This is a genomic window from Pseudarthrobacter sp. Hb11, assembly GCF_059383655.1.
The window spans coordinates 240,623-266,762 of sequence record NZ_JBWZCM010000001.1 but is presented as its reverse complement, the minus strand read 5'-3'; the positions used below and the strand labels follow the sequence as shown (position 1 = coordinate 266,762).

The following is a 26,140-nucleotide window of genomic DNA, read 5'->3' as shown; positions in this document are numbered from 1 at the left end:
CGGCGCAGGGTGCGCTGCAAGGTCAGCCGGCGCTGATGCCGGCGGGGCCGGAGTCGAAACCGAGCCCCTGCTGCGCCTTGCTGATGCCTGGCTCGGCCCAGTGGGCGGCGTATTCGGCGTTGCTGCTCAGGGACCGAAGCTGGGCGCGGTCCACGTACAGCACACCTTGCAGGTGGTCGGTTTCATGCTGCACGATCCTGGCCTGCCAGCCGGAAAACTCCCGCTGCATGGCGGCCCCGTCGGGGGACTGGAACTCAAGAAGCACGTTTTCGTGACGGGCCACCACGGCCTGAAGCCCGTTGAGTGAGAGGCAGCCCTCGTAGAAGGACGCAACGCCAGGGCCCAGCGGCGTGTAGCGGGGGTTCAGGACGGCGAGGAATTCCAGCGGGCTTCGGCGACGGAGGGCAGCAGCCTCAGGGTCGACGTCGTACTGGTCCTCCATGACGGCCAGCTGCAGCGGTATTCCGAGTTGGGGCGCTGCCAGCCCAACGCCCGGAGCCTCGTGCATCACCTGCCGCATCAGGGTAATCAGCCGCTCCAGTTCGTCGTCCGACAGCTGGCCGTCGAAGGCGGCTGCGCGCTGCCTGAGCGCCGGGTGGCCTGCCTGCACGATGGGCGGGAGAGCGCCGGCCGACAGTATGAGCTCCACGTTTTCGCGGATCTGCTCTGCAGTGTATGCGGTCTCGGGCAGGCTTTGGCTCATGGGGAAAGCCTAGCGGCCGGGCCGGACACGAACTTCGGCCCCTGCATGGTGAAGCGCCGCGCGACCCATCGGTTGACCGCCGGAGTGGCAGCAGCGGCGCTCATCCCCAGGTTTCGGAGGTTCAATAACGGCCGGGGCAGGGGCCGTCCCAGCATCATGTTGATTTCGGACTGCCGTTTGGCCACTGCCGCCGCACGTTGCCGCCGTGCCTGGAACTCCTTAAGCTCCTCATTCATGTGGTCCAGGCTTCCGCCCGCCAATGCCGCCCGGATGAGGGGGGAGAGGGCCTGGGCATCCAGCCAGCCCAGATTCATGCCCTGGCCACCAATGGGACTGATTTCGTGGGCAGCATCGCCGAGCAGGAACACCCGCCCCGCCACCATGCTCCTGGCGACGGTGGACCGGACGCTGAAGGCGCTCACCATGGTGTTGGTGCCGGCATCCGGGAGGATCCCGGTTCGGCGCAGGACCAGCTGTGCCAACTCATCCGGCCCGGCAGTACCGGCAGACCTTCCCAGCCGCACCACCCACCGCCGCATTCCGCCCGGCAACGGAAAGGACTCAACGATTCCGCCCGGTTCAAGGAACAGCACCGCCCGTTCCCCGTAAAGCCCCGCGTCCCGGAAATCGCCCATGAGGTAGTGGTCGGGATACATTTTCCGGCACACCGGTACCCCTAAGAGGTCGCGCATGGGCGATCGGGCGCCGTCGGCCGCCACCACGAGGGACGCCGCGAAGGCGGCCGCTCCTCCCTTGCCGCCCCCGGCGGGTTCCGCAACGGCCGTGACCGACCCGCCGTCGTCCTTCACTGCAGCGGCCCGCACGCCCCTGACCAGGGCGCCGCTGTCCAGGTGGCGGACCCGCTCTTCCAGCAGCTCTTCTGTCCTGAACTGGGGCAGGGCCAGCACGAACGGATACGCGTCCGAAGCCGCCGCAAATGGCATGATGCCTACTGTTTTTCCGCCGCTGACCGCCATACCTTCGCGGATTTTTATTCCCTCCCGAACTGCGGAGGACGCAATCCCCACTTGCTGCAAAGCCTCAAGGGCGGGCGGATGGATGCCGATGGCCCGGGAGTGCAGGTTCCGGGCCTGCCTCTGTTCAAGAACCTTGACGCTGACGCCGTCCTGAAGCAGCAGGGCGGCCAGGTAGAGGCCCACCGGACCCCCACCGATGATCACCACGTCTGTTGCCGCTGCCATCTCAGGTCCTGCGCAGGGTCAGGACCTGATGGAACGTGGTGGTGGGTTCGACGTGCCAGCCCGGGGGAGCGAGGGCGGCCAGTTCGGACGGCGTGTAGCTCCTGCGGATGGATGTCAGTCCGTCCTTCCGGATGTAGGAATGGTGAAATGGCAGGGCGGCGGCTGAGAAGAGCGCGTACGCGGCGGGGCTGCGCCTCAGGTCGTTGTGCAGCGCTTTCCTGGTGGAAAGGGCTGCCGAGTCGGCGAGCAGCTGCTGAAGTTCGTCCGCCGAGAGGTGGTGCAGGACATGGTTTGAAATGACGAAATCAAAGCATTCGCCCTCCCGGACAAGATCGGCGCTGTGCGCCTGCCGGAACTCGACACCAGGTTTGGGCGGACGCCCCCGCGCATAGGCGGTAGCCCGCGCATCAGGGTCTATGCCGGCAATACGCAGCGGAAGTCCGTCGCGTCGGGCCCAGCCCGCCAGCAGGTGCGCGAGGTCGCCGCCCCCGGAGCCGATGTCCAACAGCGTGGCGGGAGTCTTATGCGCGGCCATGAAGGGACGAAGCTCCCGCACGTAGAGGCTCCGCCACCCGGACAGTGCGCGGTTGACCACCCCAAACTGGCGGTAGGTGTTCTGCAGGCGCCGGGCGTCGCAGTCCGGGTCGTCCATCAGTTCCACGGCCTCGACGGCGCGCTGCCGCATCAGCAGGTCCAAGGGGATCAGGCTACGGGTACTTCTGCCGCGGCGTGTCCGGGCACCCGGCCCATGTCCGCGGCCGCAGCCTGACGCAGTTTGGTGAACAGCGCAGTCTCCACCGTGAGTCCCGGGCCAAAGGCCATGGAACAGATGCGTTCGTCCCCGTCCTCGGGGTCCTGTTCCAGGATGTGCTTGAGGACGAACAGCACGGTGGCGCTGCTCATGTTTCCGTAGTTGCGCAGCGTCTCGCGTGCCGGAACCAGTTGCTCGTCGGTGAGACTTAGCCGGGTTTGAACCTTGTCCAGGATGCTCCGGCCGCCCGGGTGGATGGCCCAATGCCGGATGGACGTGTAGGGGAGTGCCTCCAGTTCCGGCTCTCGGGCAAGAAGGGGCTGCAGGGCGCCAACGATGTGGTCATCGATGATGTGCGGGACATAATTCCCCAAAATCATTTCGAATCCATGATCGCCGATGTTCCACGCCATCGAGTCTTCGCCGACCGGTGTGAGCACGGTTTCGAAGTGGTCAAGCTGGAGCAGGGACTTTTCCTCTGAGCCGCTGCGTGCAGTGACGACGGCGGCCGCCGCGCCATCGCCGAAAAGTGCTGAGCCCATAATGGTGTCCGGATCGTTTGAGGTGCGGACGTGCAGGGAGCACAGCTCGGCGCACACCACCAGGACTACGGCCTGCGGGTCGGCCTCACAGAACAGTTTTGCGGCCCGGAGTGCCGGGAACGCGGCATAGCAGCCCATGAATCCCAGGTGGTAGCGCTGGACGGCAGGATCCAGGCCCAGTTCCCGGACGATTTTGTAGTCGGGGCCGGGATTGAAAAAGCCCGTACAGGACACGGTCACAAGATGAGTTATGTCAAGTAAATCCAGTTCCGGGGCGGCATTGACTGCTGCACGGGCGGCTTCCACGAAGAGTTTTGTTGCCTCGCGGCCGAAGATGTCGTTGCGGACCTTTGTGCTGGGATTCAGCAGCAGGCCGGTGTCAGGATCGAAGAACTGCGGATCGTCGGAGCGGGAATTCGGTGTGAGTTCGTCCACGGCGGTAAAGCGCGTATCAATGGCAGCAGAATCAAAACAGGTGTTGACCAGGCGTGAGCCGAGCCTCGTCAAGCCTGGCTGGGCCGCAAACACGTCACGGGCTTCTGTTTGGATCAGAATCGTTTTCGGAACTGCAGTTTCCAGTGATCGCACATAGACCGTCATTGACTCATTCTTAACGAGCGCCCGGAATAAGACAATGACCTGCGGATTCATGGCTTTCGGCTGAGGCTGCAGGTGCGCTTGCTTTTGCTTGCCAGTGGGCACATTCCTGCCCCTCCCACGCCACCTCCAGAAACGCCGATAATCTACATTATGTAAAGCTGGAGCTGAGAGGGGCTTAGGGGTGGAAATGCCAGCTCCTTGTCCACCCCTGTACTGCGGTCAATGGAGCCAGTGAGAAGCGCTGTAAAGTGGCGAAGCTCCGGTCACATTATGCCCACCCGAAGCTTGGCGTTCACTGGGGAATCAGTTTGGACGAACTTTCCGAGTGCTTAGCTTGGAGAAACGTCCGCCTAGCCTTCGCACTCGATGCAGTATGAATGGCCGTTGCTCTCACGTGCCAGTTGGGACCTGTGCCGGACCAGGAAACAGGAATAGCAGGTGAACTCGTCCGCGGCTTGGGGAATGACCTGGACGATGAGCTCCTCGGAGACAATTTCTCCCCCTGGGGTCAGGCCCTCATCGAGTGCATCGGCTTCGTCCAGTTCGGTGATGACGCTGCGGGCATCCGGGGCGTTCGCAGACTGCAATGCCTCCAGCGAACGATCCTGGGATTCCTTGACGTCGGAACGGAGTTCGTCGTAATCGGCTGCCACTTGAGTGTTTCTCATTTCTGACGTTCTATTCTGACGACACTGCAACGTACACCCAGGCACCATTTGTTCCCCCGTTGAAAGCTACGAGGGGTGTTGGGGGCAGCTGTTCGCCCGGTGTAACTTTTGTGGCCGGGGATAAAGTCCAATTGAGTTAGGTTAGGTTTGCCTTCTACTGTGCAGGGCGTGACTGTACAGCCAGAACTGGCAGGAGGAGTCTCGTTCGCCGCCCACTTGGCCGGCTTCGGAGACCGCACCGCCATCAGGACCAAAAACCATTCAGTGAGCTACGGCGAACTGGGACGCCGTGTCGAGGACATGGCCCGTAGCTTCGGCCCCGCTCGGCGGTTGATCGCCCTCGAGGCGGAGAATTCCCTGCCGTCCCTGGTTGTCTACCTCGCCGCCCTGTCCTCCGGCAACCCCTTGTTGATCCTGCCCACAACTGGCGGGATATCCGCCGAGACCTTGATTGCCGCGTACGATCCGGACATCGTGGTCCCCGCATCCAACGGCGAGGCGGTCCTGGACATCCGGCGGGACGAAACCCGGCATGAGCTGCACCCGGAGCTTGCGCTCCTGCTGAGCACCTCCGGATCCACAGGCTCACCCAAACTCGTACGCCTGTCCGCTGACTCCGTGCAGGCCAACGCCGCGGCAATAGCGCAGTACCTGCACCTGCGCCCCGGCGACACTGCGGCCACCACGCTCCCCCTCTCCTACTGCTACGGGATGAGTGTGGTGAACAGCCACCTCCTGGTCGGCGCCTCGCTGGCGCTGACCGATCTCTCCGTGGTCGACCCGTGCTTCTGGGAACTGGTCCGCACACAAAAGGTGACATCCTTCGCTGCCGTGCCCTACACCTTCGATCTCCTCGAACGGGTGGGCTTTGAGCGCATGGACCTGCCCAGCTTGCGCTACATCACCCAGGCGGGCGGCCGGCTCGATCCAGACCGAGTGCGATCCTACGCGGAACTGGGCAGGCGGCAGGGCTGGGACCTGTTTGTCATGTACGGCCAGACCGAAGCGACCGCCCGGATGGCCTACCTGCCTCCGGACCTGGCAGCAGAACACCCCCACGCCATCGGCGTGGCCGTGCCCGGCGGATCCTTCCGGCTCGAGCCCGTCCCCGGCCTCGAGGACTCCGAGCTAATCTACATAGGACCCAACGTGATGCTCGGCTACGCCGAACAGCCCGAAGACCTTGCCCTCGGACGGGTCACCACAGAACTTCACACCGGCGACCTAGCCAGGCGCTGGCCCAATGGCCTCTACGAAATCGTTGGCAGGCGCAGCCGGTTCGTCAAAATCGTTGGCCTCCGGGTGGACCTGGGACAGGTGGAACAGCGGCTGGCTGACCTTGGCCTCACGGCCGCGGCTGCAGGCTCGGACGACTTCTTGGTTGCCGCAGTGGAAGGTGGTCATGACCTTGCCCTGGTGGCCAAAACACTTGCCCAGGACCTGGGCCTGCCGCGCTCGGCGGTCCAGCTTCATCCCGTGAAGTCCATACCGCGCCTCGCGAACGGAAAGCCGGACTACCCCGGCGTCCTTGCCCTGGCGTCCCAGAAAGGAGAGCGTCCCAGCGGCACTGCCGCTGCATCGGAACCCCCGGCACGCCCGGCTGACGTGCGGACGATCTTCGCGGAAGTCCTTGAACAGGAGGACATTGCCGATACTGACACCTTCGTTTCCCTGGGCGGCGACTCGCTGTCCTACGTGGCAGCGTCGGTAAGGCTGGAGCGTTGCCTCGGATACATCCCCCAGGGCTGGCACCTAATGCCGGTCTGCGAACTCTCACCCACCCCGCCCGGCACGCCGTCCGTAGCCGCAGGTGAATCTGCAAGCCGACGGACCAGTCCCGTCGCGCGAACGTCGCGGCGCTGGCAGCGGCGGATGCTTGCCCCCATGGAAACCGGGATCGTCCTCCGGGCCATCGCCATCATCTTCATCGTCTCCACGCACATAGGGTTCTTCCACTGGGAAGGGACCGCCCACGTACTCATCGCCGTCGCAGGCTTTAACTATGCGCGCTTCCAGCTCACCGGAAACCGCCGCGCGCGGCTCCGGCGGCAACTGCGCAGCGTTGCCCGGATAGTCGTCCCGAGCGTTGCGGTCATCAGTTTCGCCTTCGCGGTGACCGATACCTATACCTGGGCCAACGTTTTCCTGCTGAACCCCCTGCTGGGTCCTGAAGGATGGACCGACTACTCCCGGTTCTGGTTCATCGAGATCCTGGTCCACATTCTGCTAGGCCTAGCCGCACTCCTGGCGATTCCAGCCGCTGACCGCGCCCAGCGCAGATGGCCCTGGGGGTTCGCTCTGGGATTGATAGCGGTTGACCTGCCGTTGCTCTTCGACCTTGTCGACAGCCGCTATCCGGGCCAGGGCCCTGTCCTGTGGCTGTTCGGCCTTGGCTGGGCCGCCGCCGCATCGCGGACCCTGTGGCATAGGGCAACCGTGACAGCAATAGCCCTGCTCACCATCCCTGAATCCTTCGACGACCAGTACCGCAGCGCGACGATCCTGGTGGGCTTCCTCATCCTGCTCTGGCTGCCCACCCTGGCCGTCCCCCGCGGACTGCACCGGCTCACCGCCCTGCTGGCCAGCGCATCCCTATACATCTACGTGACCCACTGGCTCGTGTACCCGCTTGTCGATCCGGCGAACAAGGGCATAGCTGTCATCGCTTCCCTGGCTGCGGGTGTGCTTTATTGGGTGGCAGCCACCCGCGCCATGGCACTGGTGGAAAAGTGGCTCCGAAAATGCCAAGCACCGCAGCCGGAAATACAAGCCGGAACCGTCGCTCCCGTATGAGTACCTGAACAGGCCATCCCCGCCCTCGTTACACCGCTGGGAACGGAACGCGATCTTCCCCCCACGCTGCCTTTCACCTGCCGCTCCCAAATAGCCGACGTTACGTCACAACCACTCAAGAAGAAGTCAGGCTGCCGCAACCTCGTGTGGCCGTCCTCCGGGCGTCCAGCCTTTGACCACTCTCTTGCCCGCCCCCACTGCTGCCACATAGGCTCAATATGTGAGTGGCGGGGACGGCAATCCGAAAAGCGGATCCGGCCCGCGACCCGTGAAGGAAACAAGCATGGCAACAGGTACAGTCAAGTGGTTCAACGCCGAAAAGGGCTTCGGTTTCATCGCCCCCGACGACGGAAGCGCTGACGTGTTCGCACACTTTTCGGCAATCGCATCCAGCGGTTACCGCTCCCTCGACGAGAACCAGAAGGTTCAGTTCGACGTCACCCAGGGCCCTAAGGGTCCGCAGGCGGAGAACATCCAGCCGCTCTAAGCGGTGGTCAAAAAGCTGACCGGCACAAGCCGGTCAGCTTTTTTGTTCCCACAACGCCCCTGCCGTAAACAAGCTCCGCATGAACACGATTAAGGCCCGCCAGACTAAGGCGCCAGCATCGGCGGGCGATCAACGAAAGCGAGCTCAAGGGAGCGCCCGTCTGCCACGGAGCTGATCACGCAGTCGGAGATGTGGCGCTCTGACACTCCCCCGACGCCGACACCGTTCCCTGATGGCAGAACTTGTGTAAAGCTGTTCGTTCTAAGCCCCCCTTGATGGGCTAGGTTCTGGGACACCGCTGAAGTGGATGTGCCCGGCCTTTATGCCAATGCGCGAGCGTCCTCTCGAAGCAGGGGTGCCGCTGGCGTTCAGGTGCAGGATAAATTGCCTGGAGCACAGGTTTCTGCGGGTTGATCAGTACTCCCGGGCCTCGACCATCTCCAGGATGTGCGTTTTGGCCTCGCCGATCTTGGCCGGAGACTTCTCCGGGGACGGCCACACTTTGGTGCGCAGCGTGCCGAGGAATGCGCCGGCTTCGGCTACCGAGTCGAAGTCAATATCCAACATCACCTCACGGTCCTGCTCCGCAGGGCGGAAGATCCTGTAGCCCCGCGCTCCGGAGCGCTCACGTCCGGCGGCGTCTTTCTCGAAGGCGCTCCTCCACACCTCATAGTCACGAACCTGAAGCTCGATTCGTAGAGTTGCCATTGACCATCGTCCTTCCCATACAATCCCCGGATATTGAATACCCGTACCATGTAATCATTACGTTGGTATTCTACTCGCATGGGAACAACGGTCAAGAGCCGCAGGTACGAATCACCCCGCCGCCGGGAGCAGGCCGAGGCAACCCGCAAGTCGATCCTCAAAGCTGCCCAGCGGCTCTTTGAGCGCCAGGGCTACCCCGCAACATCGATGCCCTCAATCGCCGAAGAAGCAGGCGTGGCACTGAAGACGATCTACATCTACTTCGACACCAAGGCCGCACTGGTGCACACGCTGTGGGACGCCCGCCTCGGCGGCGAAGAAGCAAAGCTGCCCGTTCTGGAACGGGACTGGTACCAGGCCCTGGTCAAGGAACCCGACCCGGAACGGAAGCTTCGTCTGGTCGCCGCGCAGGCACGCCGTGTCAAGACCCGGTCCGGAGCGTTACTGGAAATGATCCGAACCGCCGCGTCAGCCGACCCCGAGATCGCCGACCTCTGGGCAGGCATCCAAGCGAAACTCCTCGACGTGCAGCGCGCCATCATCGAGGAACTCCATGCCAGCGGATCCCTCGCCCCATCCCTGAACATCTCGCGGGCAACTGACATCCTCTGGACACTTAACCATCCAAACGTGTGGCAACTCCTGGTCCCAATCCGCGGCTGGACCGACGAAGAGTACGAGCGATGGCTGGGCGACGCCTTCTGCTTACAACTCCTTGGCTCCCCCGGGCCTCACAATGAGACAAGCCCCTCCGACCCCTAGAGTCATCTGGCCGATAGTAGACGTTCTGTAAAGCTGCGGTTGATGTGACAAGAACCAGACTGCGCAGGCGCAAACCGCACTCACACAGCAGATCATTGCGCTGGACAGCCTTCAGGATCTGCTGCTCGGGACTGCCCCGGCTTTTGTTGACTCGGGGTCTTAGGCCGCTATGAGCGCGGTCCGGTTGATTGTTTCATATTCGATGGGCGTGAGTTTTCCCAGCCGTCTTTGCCGTCGCCGGCGGTGGTAGGTCCTCTCGATCCAGGTCGTGATGGCCAGTCGGAGGTCCTGCCTGGTGAGCCACCGCTGACGGTCCAGAACGTTCTTTTGCAGCAGCGAACTCATCCGCAGCCTAAGCAGTGGGAATTGGCCCTCCGCTAGGCCGGGAAGAGTATGCTTCCGCCGCCCACAGCCAGGGACAATTCTTATAGGTTATCCACCGCTACTGTTAACAGGGAGCTACCCCAACGGCTCCCACTTCTAGCCATGGATAACCTGAAATGACCCCAGCCGTGGACCGCTCAAGTCACCTTCTAGTTTCGGCACCATGCTTTTGGAAGTAAGGGGATAGTCCAAGTCGAGGCAGGGTGACGGAAGGCCGGTTATCAGCGTTTTAAAATGCCCGGGGGAGAGCTTCCAGAGCGGGGGTCTTTCTTGGCACGAGCACGCCAACTCCAGGGAAGCTTCGACGCCTAACGCGCCGGCGCCTGCGCCCAGCTAGTACCAACTTCTTGGGATGATTGGCTTCAGGAAATCTTGAGGTTCGGGCACGGATTCAAAGATCATCCTCAAGCGCCCCCACGGTTTGTTCTTCCGGCGTGCCCTTGTAGGGCACAGATGGATGGTCTGCCAAGGGTGGCGGAACTCGTTTACGATATAGCCCAAGCTGCTTTATCAGTCCCTACCGGCCACGGTCGGTCTCCCGCGGACCGCTGAGGCGGAGAGCCGAGGACGTCTGCACGCCCGGTGATGAATCCAGGACGTAAGGATGATGATGGCAGGGTCGATACAGAGCGGGTACCTGCTCAGCGGCCGGTACCGGATCGACGAATTGATTGGTGTGGGAGCGCAGTCGAGCGTCTACCGTGCCGTTGATGAGTTACTTCGGCGGGACGTTGCGGTGAAAGTGTTCCGCCGGCACGACGGTGACCTGGAGCAGGTCCGCCGGCAGGAAGCGGAGGTGCGCATCCTGGCGGGGATGAGCCACCCGGCGCTTGTGACCCTTCTCGACGCCGGTGCAGATCTAAGTGATCCGCAGGATCCGCGCAGCTACTTGGTGATGGAACTCGTTCGGGGCCCTGACCTCCGGAGCAGGGGTGCTTCCGGTCCGATGTCGGCCGCACGGATGGCTGCTATCGGGCAGGATCTGGCTGATGGCTTGGCTTACATCCACCACCACGGCATCGTGCACCGGGACGTCAAACCCGCGAATGTCCTGCTCGTCGAAGGCACCGGCGGCGAGAGCCGAAACCGAGCAAAGCTCAGCGACTTTGGTGTCGCTCTGTTGCTGGGAGAAGGTCACGAAACCTTCGAAGGGGATTCGTCCGGCACTCCCCATTACCTCAGTCCGGAACAGGCGGCTGGTGAACCATCAGGCGCGGCCGGCGATGTCTATGCGCTTGGCCTCGTGCTGTTGGAAGGACTGACCGGGAAGGTGACTTACCCGGGCGCACCTATCCAGTCAGCACTGGCACGGTTGCTGCGTGATCCCCAGATCCCGGCTGACATCGCACCCAAGTGGGTCAGACTGCTGACCTTTATGCTTGCCCGCGATCCTGCCGCCCGCCCGGCGGCTCTGGAAGTGTCATTGGCATTACGACAGGAAATCGCCAGCAGTTCAGGCAGGCGCCGTACCGGATCCGTGGAATCTGTAGAGAACGAAGAGGCCAGGATGAGGGCCGTTCACCGGTACCGAATCCTGGACACGCTCCCCGACGGGACCTTTGACAAGGTTGTGGCCGTTGCCGCGCGTTTGTTTTCGGTCCCGGTCGCCATTGTCAGCATCGTTGACCACGACCGCATCTGGTTCAAGGCGCGGCACGGCACCGACATTGAGCAGATCGGCCGGGATCCCGGACTTTGTGCCTCAGCCATCCTTCAGGACCATGCATGGGTTGTAGAAAGCGCTGCCACCGATCCACGCACCTTGGCTAACCCTCTGGTCGCGGGGGAATCGGGCATGCGGTTTTACGCTGGCGTGCCGCTCCGCACGCCTGATGGCTACAACCTCGGCACCCTCTGCATACTGGACCAAAAGCCAAGAGAATTCAGCAGTGAAGACACCCAGACGCTCGAAAACCTGGCAGCTATCGTCATGAACGACCTGGAACTCCGGCTGCAGACCAGACGGAGCCTCAACCTGCACTAATGGGCAACTGACTTAGTCGACTTCGAAAATCCGCCTGGCAGCTCATGGACGTAACCACTCCCCCGCTGGCACCTTTGTTGTCCTACCGCTCTTGGCCGGGGTTCCGCTACACGGACCACCAGGGAATTGTAGGCGTGTTGGCGGCCCCACTCGCATGGAGCGCCTGCAAGAAGATGCAGGTTGCGAAGATAAACTATCGGCTCTAACCGGGGCGACCAGAGGGGGTGCCGGAACCCTTGCAGCGTGCGTTTCATGTGTAGCGCTGCACACCGCTGCCGGCAGGGCGCCCTATGCGCGCCATGCCACAATCTGATTCCAGGTTGAGAGAGTTGGTCTTCGGGGTGCGCGGTAAACTTGCGGGATTGGCTCAGACTGCGAAGTTTTGCTGCCGGGTCTATCCTTGGCCGTAACCGCCGTCTACGCGGTTTCATTTACGCACCCGTCCGTCGCGGGAGGATGTCGGGGATTTAAGGCTCATCATGGATGATGTATATGGTGTGGGCCCGCATGCGCTTGGTCGGGGTTTGGTGGCCGGTGGTTGAGCCGGGCGGATTAGCTGGGGCCGGGCCGGACAGCACCAACTTGTGTGCCCCGTTTCTCGAGCAGCTGCCGGTAACCGGCGTTGCCGTATCCATGTTCAGCGGCACCCCAGCGGCGTCCCTTGTCTCGGCCAGCGACGAGTTGGCGGCCCGCTTGGATGAGTTGCAATTTGACCTCGGGGAAGGTCCCCGGTGGGAGGCGCTCCGAACGCGGCTACCTGTCCTCGTCTCCGACGTCCATTCTCATCAGTACTCGTGGCCGGTTTTTGATAAGGCAGTCCTGGATACAGGGGTCGCCGCGATGTTTGTTTTTCCGTTGAATCTTGGCGCCTTGGAGGTGGGAGTCGTAGAGCTTTACAGCATGAAACCCGGCAGCCTCAGCTACCACGACCATACGAGGGCGTTGGTGCTTGCCGGTCACACCGCTTGGTACCTGCTGCGGCGAATTCTCGAGGCGGACTCGCCCGAGACGGATCCGTCTGAGCACAACGGGATGATGTCGCGGCGGGAAATCCATCAAGCAACTGGCATGGTGCTGGCGCAAGCAGGAACAACCGCCGCCGAAGCGCTGCTGCTGCTGCGCGCCCACGCATTTGCCAATGGAATGCCGCTGCGGGAAGCTGCTTCGGCAGTGTTGGAGGGCCACCTGAGTTTTGCCCCGGAAAATGACGGGAACGACAACTCTCCGCTGCAGTAAACTTGCCGCATGGTGACCAAGAGCCGTGCGGAACGGGTCAGCGCGGCCTTCGTAAAGATTACGGACACGTTGGTCGCTGACTACGACGTGCTGGATCTCCTCCACGCCCTAGTCGAGGCCACCGTCGACCTGCTGGACGCGGCCGCGGCGGGTCTGCTTCTTGCCGATCCGCACGGCGAACTTCAGCTCCTGGCCTCGACCAGCGAACGCAGCCAGCTCGTCGAAATCCTCCAGCTCCGGGCCGGGTCAGGGCCCTGCGTGGAAAGTTACAGTACCGGCACGCTCGTTGTCGTGGAAGACATAAAAGCCCTGACCGGCCGCTGGCCGGAATTTCAGGCGGCCGCGCTTTCCCAGGAATTCCGTTCGGTCCATGCCCTGCCGATGCGCGTTCATGGCCGAACCATTGGAGCTATGGGGCTTTTTGGCGAGAAACCCGGCGGCCTGTCCGACGAAGATGTAGCGATCGGCCAGGCGCTGGTGGATGTGGCCACGATCAGCATCCTGCAGGAGCGGACGATCAGGGAATCGGCGATCGTCAATGAACAGCTGCAGCGTGCATTGAACGGCCGGGTTCTGATTGAGCAAGCCAAGGGTGTGATCGCCTACACCTCCGGAGTGGACATGGACGAGGCGTTCAAGCGGTTACGGAGTTTTGCCCGTTCAAACAACCAAACGTTGAATGACACGGCTACTCAAGTCATCGAACAGACTCTTCGTCTTTAGCCCACGGTGGGCCGCTGGGCGGTCGGACAGCACTTCCCGCCGCCGCCTTTTCAGATACTGCCTTTGCCCCTAAGATTACGTGTGTTGCCCCGGACCCCGGCAGCGCCCTATATGTGTGCGACTTCCGGAGGGGCCCTGATGCAACGAAACCACCCGAGCATGCCGAATGCCTTCCTGCCGACATCAGCGCACGATGTGACTACTGATCCGCTGCGGGCGGTCGAAGAAGCAGCTGCGCTTAACTTCTCCGCAGACTTCGAACACGAACATTCCGCGCCCGAACTTCAGGCAGCGGTGGCAAGCGCCATCACGCGCGGAGCCCGCATCAAAGACGTCGCGAATGCGGCACGCATGACATCGCTTGAAGTCCTCGATGCCACCGATTCCCTCACCTATCCCGATCGCCGCTCCGAATGACAGCGGCCGAGGGAACCGCGCAACGGCCGGCAACAGATATTTTTGTCGCAATGTCCTCGCGGAATGAAACCTCGACGGAGATCAGGCATTTTGACCGGTTCCTTCTCGAGGCCACAGTCGCGGATACAACTTACCGTGCCTTGGAAGCGGATTGCTTCTATGGCCTGTACATAAGCTGGTGCCTGTTGAACGACATCTCCCCTGTCGAGGACATCGCCTTCCGGTCCGCCATGAGACGCTGCGGGGTCAACCCGGGCCGAAACCAACGACGCATGACAGGACCGGCAGCCACCGACTACATCCTGGCCAGCTATCCGGCAACAGTCTGACCACTTCCACCACCAGCGGAAGAACAGGTACCCCGCCTTATCGCTTCCTGATCTGTCAGGATCTGCTCCTCGCAACAAAGGAAGTTTGCCCCCGCAACCCTCCGCCGCGGTGTCGGCATTGACGTGGTTGCGGGATGGGCACAAGCCTGACCACTTGGGGAAGGCCGCCAAGGTTCGACGTGGCCATTGACCAGGTGCGCGTACCTGAGGTGCACGTAACCCACGCAGCAAAGGACCCGCACACTGGATCGGCGGGAACAGACATTGCGGGACAGCTGAACATGGTACCGGCCTAGTTCAAAAATGATGTTGCGAACGGGTAGTTAGCTGGTTGCTGAGGCCGCTGAGCAGGATGCTGAGCCCCTGATCGAGTTCGGCGGCGCCGTCATATTCCGTGAGGACCGGACCCAGCCTCCGCAGGTGCGGGAAGTCTTTTGCTGGCAGTCGGTGCAGGCCCAGCCGCAGGATGGCCTCGTTTCCTGGCCCAGACACCGCCTCCCCTGAACCGGTCTTGCCTCTGATCCAAGGATCGGCCTATCGTGGCAGGAGTTTCACCACTTTCACCAGTTTCACCCACTTTCACCCAAGGAGGGTGCCGTGCAGAACCCCTTCAAGCCGACGGCCGGGGCAACACCTCCCGAACTGGTAGGCCGGGCCGGGCTGCTGGACGAGTTCGAATACGGCCTGCAGCAGGGTTCCGGAGCGCCCGGGCTCTTGACCATCATCACCGGCTCCAGAGGCATCGGCAAGACGGTCATGCTGAGCGAAGCCGAAGGAATCGCCAGAAATCACGGCTGGGCCGTGATCTCCCGGACCGCCACACCCGGCTTCCTCGCCGGAGTCGGCGATGACATGCTCCGCCTCCTCGACGAACTCGGGGACGGGCCTCCATCCCGGAAGATCACCGCTTTCTCCGCTGCCGGGTTCGGTCTGACAACCCAACTCCCTCCGGAACGGTCCGTTGACTGGCGCCGGACCGGGAACGAACTGTTGCGCCTGCTCGATTCCAAGAGCACCGGACTCGTTATCACTATCGACGAGATCCATGCCGTCGACAGGGCGGAGATCGCCCAGCTGGCCGCCGACGTTCAGCACTTCATCCGCGACGGGCTGCCCATCGGCCTGATCTTCGCCGGCTTGCCATCCGCCGTGTCCGACCTCCTCAATGAAGGCGTAGCCACCTTCCTGCGGCGGGCCGACAGGATCAATCTCCACGAAGCCGCCATCGCCGAAGTCACCGCCTCGTACAGCGAGCTCTTCAGTCAGGGAGGCATCAGCATCTCCCCCGACCTCGTCACTGAGGCTGCCGAAGCCACTGAAGGGTATCCCTTCCTGATCCAACTGGTTGGCTACTACCTCTGGCTGGAAGCCGACAAGGCAGGATGGAGACTCGACCAAACCGGCGTTCAGCGTGGAATCGCTGCTGCCCAACGACGGAACACCTTGGTGGTCGTCGAGTCAGCACTGTCGGACATCTCGGACAGAGACCGCGAGTTCCTGAACGCGATGGCCGCCCAGGACGGATCCTCAGCAGCCGGCCAGATCGGCGCCATCCTCAAAGCCAAACCCAACGTCATTTCCAAGTACCGGAACAGGCTCATCGCCGCAGGCCTGATCGAGTCCGCCGGCTACGGAAAAGTCGACTTCGCAATCCCCGGACTCCGCCAATACCTCCGCGAGTAGATTGACAGAATCTCCATTATCGGCCCTTTTGAAAGGCCCGGGGAGTGGTCGCTTCCGTGGCCACGGCGTACGCGAAGCAAATCTGCTGAAGACTAGCCTGAAGGCTCCGTCCCCGGTCGGCGATGGTTGTGAAACCTTTTTCCGCCTCATTGCGTTCGTCTCGGCGCGGTACGGCAATTTCCTCAATGGGTGCTGACCCCGCATCCCATGCCGACAAGAAGGGACTTGACACGATGACTGATATTGCCTGGACCGAGGGAACCTGGACTACGGAACCCGCGCATTTCGAGCTTGCCGACGACGGCATGAGGGTAACCGCAATCGAGAAGAGTGACGCCTGGCGCGTCACTTCGTACGGATTCATTCACGACACCGAACACGCCCTCCTCGCCCCTTTCGAGCAGGACACTGCCATGGAGGTGTCTTTCCATCTCGATTTCTCGGCCCAGTTCGACCAAGCCGGGATCTTCGTCCGTGTCGATGACACGACATGGATCAAGACGGGCATCGAGTGGAGCGACGGCGAGGAAAGCCTCGGCGCGGTCGTGACGCGTGGCGTATCTGACTGGTCCCTGTCCCCGGTTCCCGGCTGGGACGGCCGGCACGTCACTGTCCGGGCCAGTAGGTCCGGCAACGCCCTGACCGTCCGGGCTCGGGTTGATTACGAGCCATGGCGGCTGGTGCGGGTAGCGCCTCTTGACCCGGAAGCTGTCGTCTCCGCAGGGCCGTTCTGCTGCGCCCCTTCGCGCGATAACCTCACCGTGCACTTCACGTCCTGGCGAATGACTGCCCCGGACGAGAGCTTGCACCCCGAGGCTTAGGCGTACTAAGAAACAGGGTTGCCGGAGCAGTCCGCGAAAAGAACCCCGGAGTGGCCTCGTTCCCGTTTAGGTTGTGTGTTGGGGGTACACCCCAGCCTGACGTAAGGCGGTCTCGCAGGGGAGGATTCACCTGGCCGGCGGGGCTTCGGTCTTGTTCTCAGACACCTGTCGAGTCGCAACAGAGGGGAATTCGTCAGCTCCTGCCGCAAGCGAGTCTCTCGAGTCCCGATTTTTGGCCTATTTAGATGATTCTCGGGCTACCGCACCTCGGTTTCCTGCCATTCGACTGTCAGAGTGTGAGAACATCATGGCCAACTGTCAATAAAAGGGAAATTTCGCCCTATTCTAACGCCACGCCGATCGTTGCTCCTTTGGCCCTTCCTTTGGCCCAACCGGACTCGTGACTATAACGGGCACAGGAAAAGCCCCGGACCGTGGTCCGGGGCTTTGGGGCCGGCTATCGCTCGATCGTTACGCTGAGGTCCAGATGGATGTCCACAGTGGCAAGACGGTCCTGGAGGAAACGTGCGAGGCTCGCATCAGTTGCGGTGTGTGCGCCCTTCGGGACGGCACCGCGGAAAACAGCCTGGGTATTCGTCGACCTGAGCACGTCAAGTGGCGCCCAGTGCCGGTGTCCGGCGCCCAGTCGTTCAATGTCAGTGCGGAAGGTGCCGCGGTGGTCATTACGGGCTGAGGCGCGCATGGTGAAGGGAATGAAAGCTGTGGGCAAGAGGGTCCTTTCGAATGAGGCAGCCAACGGTAAGCGGCCCCATCAGCAACAAGGCGCTGGAAGGCTTCCCTATTCCTTTTTCGCTCCAAGAGAGTCGAGCCTCACGTGGCACTGCTGAAAATAAGAACCCAAAACCAGCTGAAGACCTCGAATCACGCACGCCTGGCCAAAGAGAGCAGCCATCAAGGCGTCAGCATCGTTTTTCGACCGGACGGTACTTGACTGCGAAAGGCGCCGTACCTGTGCGTTCCAGGGTTTTGTTCATGATCATGTTCATGAGGACGTTACGGGACCATCCGTGGGCGGCAGCGGCGGCGTACGAGTCCCTTGCCTCCGGCTCGAGGCGTTTGTCGATGATGGTGCGAATGTGACCCCGCGGCAAATGTCCAACAGCCTGTGGGACATTTGGATCGAAGGCAGGCCAGGCCTCAGCGAAGCTGCGCATGTACTGCAGGTTCGACCGTGACAAGCCCTTCATGTCGGGAAACTCTGCGCCCAGGTCTTCGACCAGCCTGCCCATGACCCCACTCCCCCACCCTTCAGCGTCCAAGGCCGGCTCCGGGAACCCGGCCGGGTGGCGGATTTGCTGCGCCTTATGTTCAGGCCCGTCGCCACGACGGCCGTGAACCACTCCGGCGGCCTGTATCCGAATCTATTCGCGGCGCGCCCACCCTTCCAGGTGGACGGAAAGCTCGGGTTCATCGCAGTAGTCACGGAGATGCTTCTGCAGTGCCACGCGGGAGAACGGCACGTGCTGCCTGCGTTCCCGGCGGAGTTTGCCCCGGGCAGCGTCAGCGGGCTGGTTGCCCGGCCAGGTATCACCGTGGCAATTCGCTGGGAGCACGGCGCCGCCGTCGAACTTTCAATGACACCGCGGAACGCTGCAGCGGTGACTTCCTGCAAGGGGCACGGTCAGGTCAGCGCCGCGGCCCGATTGCAGCGCCCACAACAGCACCAACGCCCAATCCCAGGGCGAAGCCGATAAACGGGCTGTCGAAGACGGCAAGGCCCAAAGTGATTCCGACGGCGGCGCCCAGGAGGCAGCAAATCCACAACGGTTTATTCATCTGACCTGATGCTACCGCCAGATGTCCGGGAGCGTTCCCCGGACAGGAGCGGGTATTCAGACACGAGCAGCAGCGCCGATGTCAGCCGTCGTATGCCTTCTGCAGCTCTCCGATGTCCAGCTTTCGCATTCCCAGCATCGCCTGCATCGCCCGTTGCGAACCCTGCGGATCGGGTCCCGCAATCAAGGAGCCCAGTACAGACGGAACGATCTGCCAGGACACTCCGAAGCGGTCCTTGAGCCAGCCGCACATGCTTTCGCTGCCGCCGTCGGCCAGTGCCGTCCAGTGGCGGTCCAGAGCGTCCTGGTCCTCGCAATTGACCACAAACGAAACAGCCTCGGTGAAACTGGAGCCCCGCGCACCATTGAGCGCCGTGAAACCGCGGCCTTCCAGCTCGAACTCGACGGCGATGGCCTGGCCTGCCGGACCCGGCGCACCTTCGCCAAACCGCGAAACGTTCGATATCTTCGAATCATCAAACACCGAGGTGTAGAACTGTGCGGCCTCTTCCGCCTGGTTCCCAAACCAGAGGCATGTCCCGATGGTGCGTGGCATAGTTGCTCCCTTCGGGCTTGAGCCTAGTGCTGCAGCCACGGCTGGACAACGGTAATCAGCGCAGGGGTTTCAGGCGCCGGGCCCTCCGGAGGCCGGTTGTCCGGTAGCCAGCTGGCTGACGAGCCCCAGCGTGTTGCCTTCGCTGTCCCGGATAAATGCCATCCACTCATCCGTACCCGCCGGTCCCAGGCGGCCGTCAGTATGGCTGTAAATCACCTGCGGCGCATCCACCACTTCCACTCCCCTGGCTTGGAGTTCGTTCACGGACGCCCTGACATCGGGAACGTGGAGGTACAGGAGAGCCCGCGGGGCGCCCGGTTCCAGCAGCAGCCGCACGCCCTCCAGGTCAAAGAAGACAAGGCCGGGCGGATCGAACACCGCAGTGGGTTGCACCGCCAGCAGTTCGGCGTAAAACGCAGCTGCCCGGCGGAGATCTTCCACGTACTGGGCAACCTGAATCAACCGCATGGTGCCTCCTTCCGTCCCTTGTCTGTCCAGCCTGCCCAAACATCGAGGAGCGGGCAAGGGTCCGACCGGAAGCCCCTCCCGTTGCGTTGCTAGGCTCGAAGCCATGACGCCTTCGATTCAGCGGCCCCTTCCTTCATCTCCGCGACCCCACATAGCCGCCGCAGCCATTGCCGACGCCGTGCTCATCCTGGTGTTCGCCGCCGTCGGACGTGATGCGCACCAGCGCGGCGACGTGGTTACCGGCGTCCTGCTGACCGCCTGGCCCTTCCTGGCCGGGGCAGCGCTTGGATGGCTGGTTTCAAGGGCATGGCGGAACCCGCTGTCCGTCCACCGGACCGGGCTGGCGGTATGGCTTGGAGCCCTGGTGGGGGGCATGGTGCTCCGCCTGCTGACCGGACAGACCGTGGTGCTGCCGTTTATCATCGTGGCGTTGCTGAGCCTGGGGCTGCTGCTGGTGGGGTGGCGGCTGGCGTGGGCAGGGGCCAGGCGGCTGAGGAGCGCCTGAGAAAAGTCAGCTGGGGGGTGGCTGGAGGGCCGGCCGGCAGCGCGCCCGGATGTAATAGGCTGGCAGCACTGAAAGCTTGCCGGGCTCTGCTACGGCGCAACAGATCCGGAAGGATTTATCGTGATCACCGCATTCGTTCTGATCAAGACTGACGCTGCCCGCATTCCTGAAACGGCTGAGGAGATCTCCGCGATTGAGGGCATCAGCGAGGTGTACTCGGTCACCGGCGAATGGGACCTGATTGCGGTGGCAAGGGTGCCCCGGCATGAGGACCTGGCGGACGTGATTGCGGACCGCCTGTCCAAGGTACCTGCTGTGGTGCACACAACAACGCACATCGCGTTCCGCGCGTACTCCCAGCACGATCTGGACGCAGCCTTCGCCCTGGGCTTTGAGCAGTAGCCGGGAATTACCGGCGGGTCAGCGACACCCATTTCTCGAGGACGGCCGCGGCAGCGCCCGTCCCAATGGATTCGGCTGCACGGCTGAATGCCTTCTGCATGCGGTCGAGGAACGGACCGTCTGCACTGGTGTCGAATGCCACGAGGCCGGCTGCGGCATTCAGGAGAACGGCATCGCGTGCCGCACCTTCCTTGCCCGCGAGGACCTCGCGGACCACGGCGGCGTTGGCCTGCGCGTCACCGCCGCGGAGCTGCTCCACGGTTGCCGGTTTGATTCCGAGGTCCGACGGCGAGAAGGTCATCTCAGCCACAGCGCCGTCGCGGATTTCCCAGACGGTAGAGGGACCAGTGGTGGTCAGTTCGTCGAGCCCGTCGTTTCCGCGGAACACCAGGCCACGGCTCCCACGCCGGGCCAGGACACCCGCCACCAGCGGCGCCATCCTGGCGTTGGCAACCCCAACTGCGGAGGCCTGGACTTTGGCTGGGTTGGTCAGCGGGCCGAGGAAGTTGAAGGCTGTGGGTATGGCCAGCTCTTTCCGCGGTACGGCGGTGTGGCGGAAGGACGGGTGGAACACCTGGGCGAAGCAGAACGTGATTCCTGCCTCCTCCGCATTGCGCGCCACCTGTTCGATAGACAGGTCAAGGCGGACGCCCAGGGCTTCCAGCACATCTGCCGAACCGGACGACGACGACGCCGCCCGGTTGCCGTGCTTAACCACCTTGGCGCCTGCTCCGGCAGCCACCAGCGCCGCCATGGTGGAGATGTTGACAGTGTTCAATTGGTCACCGCCCGTCCCGACGATGTCCAGCTTCTCACCCGTGATTGAGACTGGATTAGCGTGGGCAAGCATGGCATCCACCAGGCCTGAGAGCTCCGCAACGGTCTCACCCTTGGCGCTCATGGCAACCAGGAATCCCGCAATCTGGGCGGGCGTCGCTTCACCGGACATGATGGTGTCCATGGCCCAGGCGGTGCTGTCCGCCGTGAGGTCCTTGCCATTGATCAGTGCGGAGATCAGCCGCGGCCAAGTGTTGTCCGCCGACGCTGCAGATGCCTGTGAAGTCACCTGCTGATGCTATCGAGGGATGGCCGGGCGTGACCAATGTGAACGGTCGGAGGAGCTTTTTGGGGCGATTTCGCGTCTTTGTAGAAAAAGTCCCCCCAAAAGGCGGTTTGCGTTGGGCAGCACGGACTTTTACAGACATAATGTCTATGTGACATCTGCGACCCATGCCCCCAGTTCCCCGGCGCACCCCACGCTGAACCGCCCCAATATGGTTTCCGTTGGAACCGTAGTGTGGCTGTCCAGCGAGTTGATGTTCTTCGCCGGTCTCTTCGCCATGTACTTCACTCTGCGCTCAACTAGCGGTGAAATGTGGGCGGCTGAGACAGCCAAGCTCAACTTTCCCTTTGCGCTCGCCAACACGATCGTCCTCGTGGCAAGTTCATTCACGTGCCAGATGGGCGTATTCGCCGCCGAGCGGCTGCAGCCTCGGCGAACCGGAGGGGCCTTCCAGTTCGCCCGCTGGGGCATGAACGAATGGTTCACCCTGACCTTCCTGATGGGGGCGTTCTTCGTTGCCGGCCAGGCCACGGAATACGCGATGCTGGTTTCCGAGCACGTCTCGCTCTCCTCCAACGCCTACGGTTCAGCCTTCTACATGACCACCGGGTTCCACGGCCTCCACGTGATCGGCGGCCTGGTGGCCTTCCTCCTGATCATGGGCCGTTCCTTTGCCGCGAAGAAGTTCGGGCACTTCGAAGCAACGTCTGCAATTGTCACCTCGTACTACTGGCACTTCGTGGATGTCGTCTGGATCGGCCTCTTCCTGGTCATCTACGTACTCAAGTAGCCAGCTTTGATTCTTTTTCTACAAGAGGCAGAATTTCAGGTAGCGGCTCCAGGAGCCGGCGCAGGATCGAATAAAGGAACCACCACGTGAAGGCACTCTCGCAAAAGCGGCGTCACCCACTGGCAGCAATCGCGCTGCTTCTGATGGGGCTCCTCATCACTGGTGGGCTGTACGCCGTAGCCACCACCGTCAACGAGGCCAAGGCTTCCACCACCACCTTCAGCGCAAATGACGTGGAGGAAGGCGGCAAGCTGTTTGCCGCCAACTGCGCCACCTGCCACGGCATGGGTGCCAGCGGTTCACCTGATGGCCCGTCCCTCGTCGGTGTAGGCGCCGCGTCTGTTGATTTCCAAGTGGGAACAGGCCGCATGCCCATGCAGATGAACGGCCCGCAGGCCCTGGAAAAGCCCGTTCAGTTCAACGATCAGCAGACCCACCAGCTTGCAGCCTATGTTGCATCCCTGGGTGCCGGCCCGGCAATCCCTGAGGAAAGCCTGCTCGATGAAAAGGGCAATGCCGCCGTCGGTGGCGAACTCTTCCGCACCAACTGCGCCATGTGCCACAACGCTGCTGCCGCCGGCGGTGCGCTGACCCGGGGCAAGTTCGCACCCGCACTGGAAGATACCTCCGGCAAGCACATCTACGAGGCCATGGTCACCGGCCCCCAGAACATGCCGGTCTTCAGTGACTCCAACATCACCCCTGAAGGCAAGCGCGACATCATCACCTTCCTGAAGCAGATTGAAACCACCGGCTCGCCCGGCGGCGCTGAGCTCGGTTCGCTCGGCCCCGTGGCCGAAGGCCTCTTCGTCTGGGTCGCAGGTCTTGGCGTCATCATCGCTTTCACCATCTGGCTGACCTCGCGGACGTCCTAGGACCTCCGCGAGCGGTTGTACAACTTCTGCTGATCAGTCAGCAGTCTGATATTAGAAACTAACCCGGCACCCGCCGGGACGAGAGAAGGATGAGGCGAATTATGGGCAACCATAGTGACGGCAGTCCGAACCACTCGGGCACCGTAGCTACGGCTGGTCAGAATGAGGTGGAGAAGTTCCAGGACCCTGGAATTCCTCCGCACCGTTTGCGCCTGGCTGACACGGACCCGAAGGCCGCAAAGCGGGCAGAACGGCAGGTCGCCTTACTATTTGGCATCTCTGTTGTTGGAACCCTGATCTTCCTGGTGGCGTACTTTGCCATTGATCTGGGCGGTGCTGATTCAACCATTGCCAACATCCGGCTCCAGAACATGCTGCTGGGCCTTGGCACGGCCTTCGCGATGCTCGGCATCGGTACCGGCATCGTGCACTGGGCCAAGGCCCTGATGCCGGACCATGAAGTGTCCGAAGAGCGCCACGCCATCCGTTACGAAGAGGACCGCCAGGCGGCAGTCCGGATCGTCGACGACATCGTGGAAGAGACGGGCATCAAGCGCCGTCCGCTGATCCGGAACACCCTCCTTGGTGCAGTTGCGCTCGCGCCGCTGCCGGCGGTTGCCATCTTCGGCGACCTCGGACCGCGCCCGGACAACAAGCTGGCCCACACCTTGTGGGCCCCCGCGGAAGGCAAGCTCAAGCGCCTCGCCCGTGACCCTGACGGGACGCCCATCAAGGCTTCAGACGTCACCATCGGTTCGGCATTCCACGTCATCCCGGAAGGCCTGAACGAACTTCACGAAGGCAAGCTCAACGAGAAGGCCAAGGCCGTTGTCCTGCTCATGCGCCTGGACCCGGAATCGCTGAACCCCTCCGCGGGCCGCGAGGACTGGGGCTACAACGGCATCGTTGCTTACTCCAAGATCTGCACCCACGTTGGCTGCCCCGTTGCTCTCTACGAGCAGCAGACGCACCACCTGCTGTGCCCGTGCCACCAGTCCACCTTTGACCTCACGCAAGAGTGCAAGGTGATCTTCGGCCCTGCCAGCCGTCCTCTCCCTCAGCTGCCCATCGCAGTTGATGACGAGGGCTACCTGGTCGCCACCAGCGACTTCAAAGAACCTGTAGGACCAAGTTACTGGGAGCGTGATATGCATGAGCGCAGCGTCAACAGCTGAGCCCGCTTTCGTCGCCAAAACCAAGACAGGCCGGATCACCGACTTCGTCGATTCGCGTGTTGGCGGTTCCGGAATTCTTCGTGAATTCGGCCGCAAGGTCTTCCCGGACCACTGGTCCTTCATGTTTGGCGAAGTGGCACTTTACTCCTTTGTCATCCTGCTGCTTTCCGGCACATTCCTGACATTCTTCTTTGACCCGTCCATGGCGGAGACGCACTACGACGGCTCCTATGTGCCGCTCAAGGGCGTTGAAATGTCCGTGGCGTACAACTCGTCATTGGACATCTCCTTCGACGTCCGCGGCGGCCTGTTTATGCGCCAGGTCCACCACTGGGCAGCCTTGCTGTTCGTGGCCTCCATCGCCGTGCACATGCTGAGGGTCTTCTTCACCGGGGCCTTCCGCAGGCCGCGCGAAATGAACTGGGTTGTGGGCAGCGTCCTGCTGATCCTGGCGATGGCCGCAGGCTTCACCGGCTACTCCCTCCCCGACGACCTGCTCTCCGGCAACGGCCTGCGCATCATCGACGGCGTGGTCAAGTCCATTCCGATCGTCGGCACGTACATCTCGTTCTTCCTCTTTGGCGGAGAGTTCCCGGGCACTGCCATCATCGGCCGCCTGTACATGCTGCACATCCTGCTGGTGCCGGCACTGATCCTGCTGATGATCGTCCTGCACCTCTTTATGGTGGTCGTGCACAAGCACACCCAGTACCCCGGCCCCGGTCGCAACGACAACAACGTGGTCGGCTACCCTCTGGGCCCCGTCTACGCTGCCAAGGCCGGTGGATTTTTCTTCATCGTCTTCGGTGTCCTGGCACTGATGGCCGGTTTCTTCACGATCAACCCGATTTGGAACTACGGTCCCTACGACCCCTCCCCCGTGTCCGCCGGAACCCAGCCTGACTGGTACATCGGTTTTGTTGACGGCGCCCTGCGCCTGATGCCGGGGACTCTCGGGAACTGGCAAGTTGAGCAGGTGTGGTTCGGCCACGTCTTCAGCTTCAACGTCCTGCTGCCCGCCCTCGTGCCGGCCGGCATCCTGTTCACCGTGATGTTTATGTACCCGTGGATTGAACGCTGGATCACCAAGGACGACCGTGAACACCACGTCCTGGACCGTCCCCGCAACGCCCCGACGCGCACAGCCATCGGTATGGCCGGATTCGTCTGGTACTGCGTGATGTGGGCCGCTGCAGGTTCCGACCTCATCGCCACCCACTTCGGCGTATCACTCAACGACGTCACCTACTGGCTGCGGACCCTGTTCATCATTGGCCCGTTCATCGCCTTCTTCGTCACCAAGCGGGTGGCCCTGGCCCTTCAGCGCAAGGACCGGGAGATCGCCCTCCACGGCCGCGAAACCGGACGTATTGTCCGCCTCCCGCACGGGGAGTTCATCGAGGTGCATGCACCGCTGGACGAGTACAAGCGCTACAAGCTGGTGGGTTTCGAGTCACCGACCGTTCTTCCGGCTGTACCGAACGAGCACGGTGTAGTAACCCGCAAGGAGAAGCGCCGCGCGTTCCTCTCCAAGTGGTTCTTCGAGGACCGTGTTGCACCGGCTACCCCCGCCGAGCTGGAAGCGGCCCACGGCCACGGCCACGCAGCAGTGGAAGCTCCTGAAGCAGCGAAGAGCCTGAGCCACTAGGCACAGAGCTTCGTTCAAACATTGAAGGCCCGGTCCGAGAGGACCGGGCCTTCAATGTTCCCGCTACCC

The 26,140-nt window shown here is 62.4% G+C and carries 30 protein-coding genes and 1 pseudogene; 17 read left to right on the top strand and 14 right to left on the bottom strand.

Going from position 1 to position 26,140, the window contains the following annotated elements:
• Positions 1–22 precede the first annotated feature (22 nt).
• The 5 genes from AC50X7_RS01305 to AC50X7_RS01285 all read right to left on the bottom strand — a co-directional run bounded on the left by AC50X7_RS01305 (position 23) and on the right by AC50X7_RS01285 (position 4,451).
• Positions 23–703 (bottom strand): peptide deformylase, encoded by a 681-nt coding sequence (locus AC50X7_RS01305; RefSeq protein WP_494977406.1) that lies wholly within the window; start codon positions 701–703, stop codon positions 23–25.
• Positions 700–1,905 carry an FAD-dependent oxidoreductase gene (locus AC50X7_RS01300; protein WP_494977405.1) on the bottom strand — a complete coding sequence of 402 codons (1,206 nt, stop codon included), beginning with the start codon at positions 1,903–1,905 and terminating at the stop codon, positions 700–702. The genes AC50X7_RS01305 and AC50X7_RS01300 overlap by 4 nt, the downstream gene beginning before the upstream one ends.
• A 1-nt stretch (position 1,906) precedes the next feature.
• Positions 1,907–2,590 (bottom strand): class I SAM-dependent methyltransferase, encoded by a 684-nt coding sequence (locus AC50X7_RS01295; protein WP_494977813.1) that lies wholly within the window; start codon positions 2,588–2,590, stop codon positions 1,907–1,909.
• 17 nt (positions 2,591–2,607) lie between these two features.
• Complete coding sequence (locus tag AC50X7_RS01290) at positions 2,608–3,798, bottom strand: type III polyketide synthase (protein WP_494977404.1); 1,191 nt, start codon at positions 3,796–3,798, stop codon at positions 2,608–2,610.
• Between the two features lie 350 nt (positions 3,799–4,148).
• The gene (locus AC50X7_RS01285; protein WP_494977812.1) at positions 4,149–4,451 is read right to left on the bottom strand and encodes a DUF4193 domain-containing protein; all 303 of its coding nucleotides are present in this window, start codon (positions 4,449–4,451) and stop codon (positions 4,149–4,151) included.
• Between the two features lie 183 nt (positions 4,452–4,634).
• On the opposite strand from AC50X7_RS01285, the gene AC50X7_RS01280 reads away from it, so the two are divergent.
• Together AC50X7_RS01280 and cspE are read left to right on the top strand one after the other, a co-directional pair.
• Positions 4,635–7,259: an AMP-binding protein gene (locus AC50X7_RS01280; protein ID WP_494977403.1), complete on the top strand. Its 2,625-nt coding sequence runs from the start codon at positions 4,635–4,637 to the stop codon at positions 7,257–7,259.
• Positions 7,260–7,542: 283 nt separating this feature from the next.
• Positions 7,543–7,746 (top strand): transcription antiterminator/RNA stability regulator CspE, encoded by a 204-nt coding sequence (cspE, locus tag AC50X7_RS01275; RefSeq protein ID WP_104046164.1) that lies wholly within the window; start codon positions 7,543–7,545, stop codon positions 7,744–7,746.
• 414 nt (positions 7,747–8,160) lie between these two features.
• On the opposite strand, the gene AC50X7_RS01270 is transcribed toward cspE, so the two are convergent.
• On the bottom strand, positions 8,161–8,454 hold the full coding sequence (locus AC50X7_RS01270) for a hypothetical protein (RefSeq protein ID WP_494977402.1): 294 nt from the start codon (positions 8,452–8,454) through the stop codon (positions 8,161–8,163).
• Positions 8,455–8,532: 78 nt separating this feature from the next.
• Between AC50X7_RS01270 and AC50X7_RS01265 the strand changes: the two genes are divergently transcribed.
• A complete protein-coding gene (locus tag AC50X7_RS01265; RefSeq protein WP_494977401.1) occupies positions 8,533–9,216 on the top strand; it encodes a TetR/AcrR family transcriptional regulator in 684 nt (227 codons plus the stop codon).
• Positions 9,217–9,375: 159 nt separating this feature from the next.
• Here AC50X7_RS01265 and AC50X7_RS01260 read toward each other — a convergent pair.
• Positions 9,376–9,555 (bottom strand): annotated as a pseudogene (locus AC50X7_RS01260) (IS3 family transposase); the annotation flags it as partial.
• 655 nt (positions 9,556–10,210) lie between these two features.
• On the opposite strand from AC50X7_RS01260, the gene AC50X7_RS01255 reads away from it, so the two are divergent.
• The 5 genes from AC50X7_RS01255 to AC50X7_RS01235 all read left to right on the top strand — a co-directional run bounded on the left by AC50X7_RS01255 (position 10,211) and on the right by AC50X7_RS01235 (position 14,289).
• Complete coding sequence (locus AC50X7_RS01255) at positions 10,211–11,584, top strand: protein kinase domain-containing protein (RefSeq protein WP_494977400.1); 1,374 nt, start codon at positions 10,211–10,213, stop codon at positions 11,582–11,584.
• A 492-nt stretch (positions 11,585–12,076) separates the two neighbouring features.
• The gene (locus AC50X7_RS01250; RefSeq protein WP_494977399.1) at positions 12,077–12,820 is read left to right on the top strand and encodes a GAF domain-containing protein; all 744 of its coding nucleotides are present in this window, start codon (positions 12,077–12,079) and stop codon (positions 12,818–12,820) included.
• 9 nt (positions 12,821–12,829) lie between these two features.
• Positions 12,830–13,543, top strand: coding sequence for an ANTAR domain-containing protein (locus AC50X7_RS01245; protein ID WP_494977398.1), 714 nt, complete (start codon positions 12,830–12,832; stop codon positions 13,541–13,543).
• 138 nt (positions 13,544–13,681) lie between these two features.
• Positions 13,682–13,960 carry a hypothetical protein gene (locus tag AC50X7_RS01240; protein WP_494977397.1) on the top strand — a complete coding sequence of 93 codons (279 nt, stop codon included), beginning with the start codon at positions 13,682–13,684 and terminating at the stop codon, positions 13,958–13,960.
• A gap of 185 nt (positions 13,961–14,145) precedes the next feature.
• Complete coding sequence (locus AC50X7_RS01235) at positions 14,146–14,289, top strand: hypothetical protein (RefSeq protein ID WP_494977396.1); 144 nt, start codon at positions 14,146–14,148, stop codon at positions 14,287–14,289.
• A 297-nt stretch (positions 14,290–14,586) separates the two neighbouring features.
• Here the strand turns inward: AC50X7_RS01235 and AC50X7_RS01230 are convergent, their stop codons facing one another.
• Positions 14,587–14,781 carry a hypothetical protein gene (locus tag AC50X7_RS01230; protein ID WP_494977395.1) on the bottom strand — a complete coding sequence of 65 codons (195 nt, stop codon included), beginning with the start codon at positions 14,779–14,781 and terminating at the stop codon, positions 14,587–14,589.
• Between the two features lie 105 nt (positions 14,782–14,886).
• On the opposite strand from AC50X7_RS01230, the gene AC50X7_RS01225 reads away from it, so the two are divergent.
• Together AC50X7_RS01225 and AC50X7_RS01220 are read left to right on the top strand one after the other, a co-directional pair.
• The gene (locus AC50X7_RS01225; RefSeq protein WP_494977394.1) at positions 14,887–15,972 is read left to right on the top strand and encodes an ATP-binding protein; all 1,086 of its coding nucleotides are present in this window, start codon (positions 14,887–14,889) and stop codon (positions 15,970–15,972) included.
• Between the two features lie 233 nt (positions 15,973–16,205).
• Positions 16,206–16,793, top strand: a complete 588-nt coding sequence (locus tag AC50X7_RS01220; protein ID WP_494977393.1) for a DUF1349 domain-containing protein — start codon at positions 16,206–16,208, stop codon at positions 16,791–16,793.
• Between the two features lie 457 nt (positions 16,794–17,250).
• Here AC50X7_RS01220 and AC50X7_RS01215 read toward each other — a convergent pair whose 3' ends face one another.
• Positions 17,251–17,523 carry a hypothetical protein gene (locus tag AC50X7_RS01215; protein ID WP_494977392.1) on the bottom strand — a complete coding sequence of 91 codons (273 nt, stop codon included), beginning with the start codon at positions 17,521–17,523 and terminating at the stop codon, positions 17,251–17,253.
• Positions 17,524–17,713: 190 nt separating this feature from the next.
• Positions 17,714–18,154, bottom strand: coding sequence for a DUF1016 N-terminal domain-containing protein (locus AC50X7_RS01210; protein WP_494977391.1), 441 nt, complete (start codon positions 18,152–18,154; stop codon positions 17,714–17,716).
• Here AC50X7_RS01210 and AC50X7_RS01205 point away from each other — a divergent pair.
• On the top strand, positions 18,119–18,508 hold the full coding sequence (locus AC50X7_RS01205; RefSeq protein ID WP_494977390.1) for a glycoside hydrolase family 95-like protein: 390 nt from the start codon (positions 18,119–18,121) through the stop codon (positions 18,506–18,508). The genes AC50X7_RS01210 and AC50X7_RS01205 overlap by 36 nt on opposite strands.
• Here the strand turns inward: AC50X7_RS01205 and AC50X7_RS01200 are convergent.
• The 3 genes from AC50X7_RS01200 to AC50X7_RS01190 form a co-directional block, all read right to left on the bottom strand.
• Positions 18,441–18,590 (bottom strand): hypothetical protein, encoded by a 150-nt coding sequence (locus tag AC50X7_RS01200; RefSeq protein ID WP_494977389.1) that lies wholly within the window; start codon positions 18,588–18,590, stop codon positions 18,441–18,443. The genes AC50X7_RS01205 and AC50X7_RS01200 overlap by 68 nt on opposite strands.
• 81 nt (positions 18,591–18,671) lie before the next feature.
• Positions 18,672–19,145: a VOC family protein gene (locus AC50X7_RS01195; protein ID WP_494977388.1), complete on the bottom strand. Its 474-nt coding sequence runs from the start codon at positions 19,143–19,145 to the stop codon at positions 18,672–18,674.
• A gap of 69 nt (positions 19,146–19,214) precedes the next feature.
• Complete coding sequence (locus AC50X7_RS01190; protein ID WP_494977387.1) at positions 19,215–19,613, bottom strand: VOC family protein; 399 nt, start codon at positions 19,611–19,613, stop codon at positions 19,215–19,217.
• 103 nt (positions 19,614–19,716) lie between these two features.
• Between AC50X7_RS01190 and AC50X7_RS01185 the strand changes: the two genes are divergently transcribed.
• On the top strand, positions 19,717–20,118 hold the full coding sequence (locus tag AC50X7_RS01185) for a DUF3054 domain-containing protein (RefSeq protein WP_494977386.1): 402 nt from the start codon (positions 19,717–19,719) through the stop codon (positions 20,116–20,118).
• Positions 20,119–20,238: 120 nt separating this feature from the next.
• A complete protein-coding gene (locus AC50X7_RS01180) occupies positions 20,239–20,520 on the top strand; it encodes an Lrp/AsnC family transcriptional regulator (protein WP_139029459.1) in 282 nt (93 codons plus the stop codon).
• A 7-nt stretch (positions 20,521–20,527) separates the two neighbouring features.
• Here the strand turns inward: AC50X7_RS01180 and trpD are convergent, their stop codons facing one another.
• Positions 20,528–21,586, bottom strand: a complete 1,059-nt coding sequence (gene trpD, locus AC50X7_RS01175) for an anthranilate phosphoribosyltransferase (RefSeq protein WP_494977385.1) — start codon at positions 21,584–21,586, stop codon at positions 20,528–20,530.
• A gap of 148 nt (positions 21,587–21,734) precedes the next feature.
• Between trpD and ctaE the strand changes: the two genes are divergently transcribed.
• The 4 genes from ctaE to qcrB all read left to right on the top strand — a co-directional run bounded on the left by ctaE (position 21,735) and on the right by qcrB (position 26,071).
• The gene (gene ctaE, locus AC50X7_RS01170; protein WP_461190231.1) at positions 21,735–22,373 is read left to right on the top strand and encodes an aa3-type cytochrome oxidase subunit III; all 639 of its coding nucleotides are present in this window, start codon (positions 21,735–21,737) and stop codon (positions 22,371–22,373) included.
• Positions 22,374–22,459: 86 nt separating this feature from the next.
• A complete protein-coding gene (qcrC, locus tag AC50X7_RS01165; RefSeq protein WP_494977384.1) occupies positions 22,460–23,248 on the top strand; it encodes a cytochrome bc1 complex diheme cytochrome c subunit in 789 nt (262 codons plus the stop codon).
• Between the two features lie 101 nt (positions 23,249–23,349).
• A complete protein-coding gene (gene qcrA / locus AC50X7_RS01160) occupies positions 23,350–24,423 on the top strand; it encodes a cytochrome bc1 complex Rieske iron-sulfur subunit (protein ID WP_307095009.1) in 1,074 nt (357 codons plus the stop codon).
• The gene (qcrB, locus tag AC50X7_RS01155) at positions 24,401–26,071 is read left to right on the top strand and encodes a cytochrome bc1 complex cytochrome b subunit (RefSeq protein WP_494977383.1); all 1,671 of its coding nucleotides are present in this window, start codon (positions 24,401–24,403) and stop codon (positions 26,069–26,071) included. Before qcrA ends, qcrB begins: the two co-directional genes overlap by 23 nt.
• Positions 26,072–26,140 lie beyond the last annotated feature (69 nt).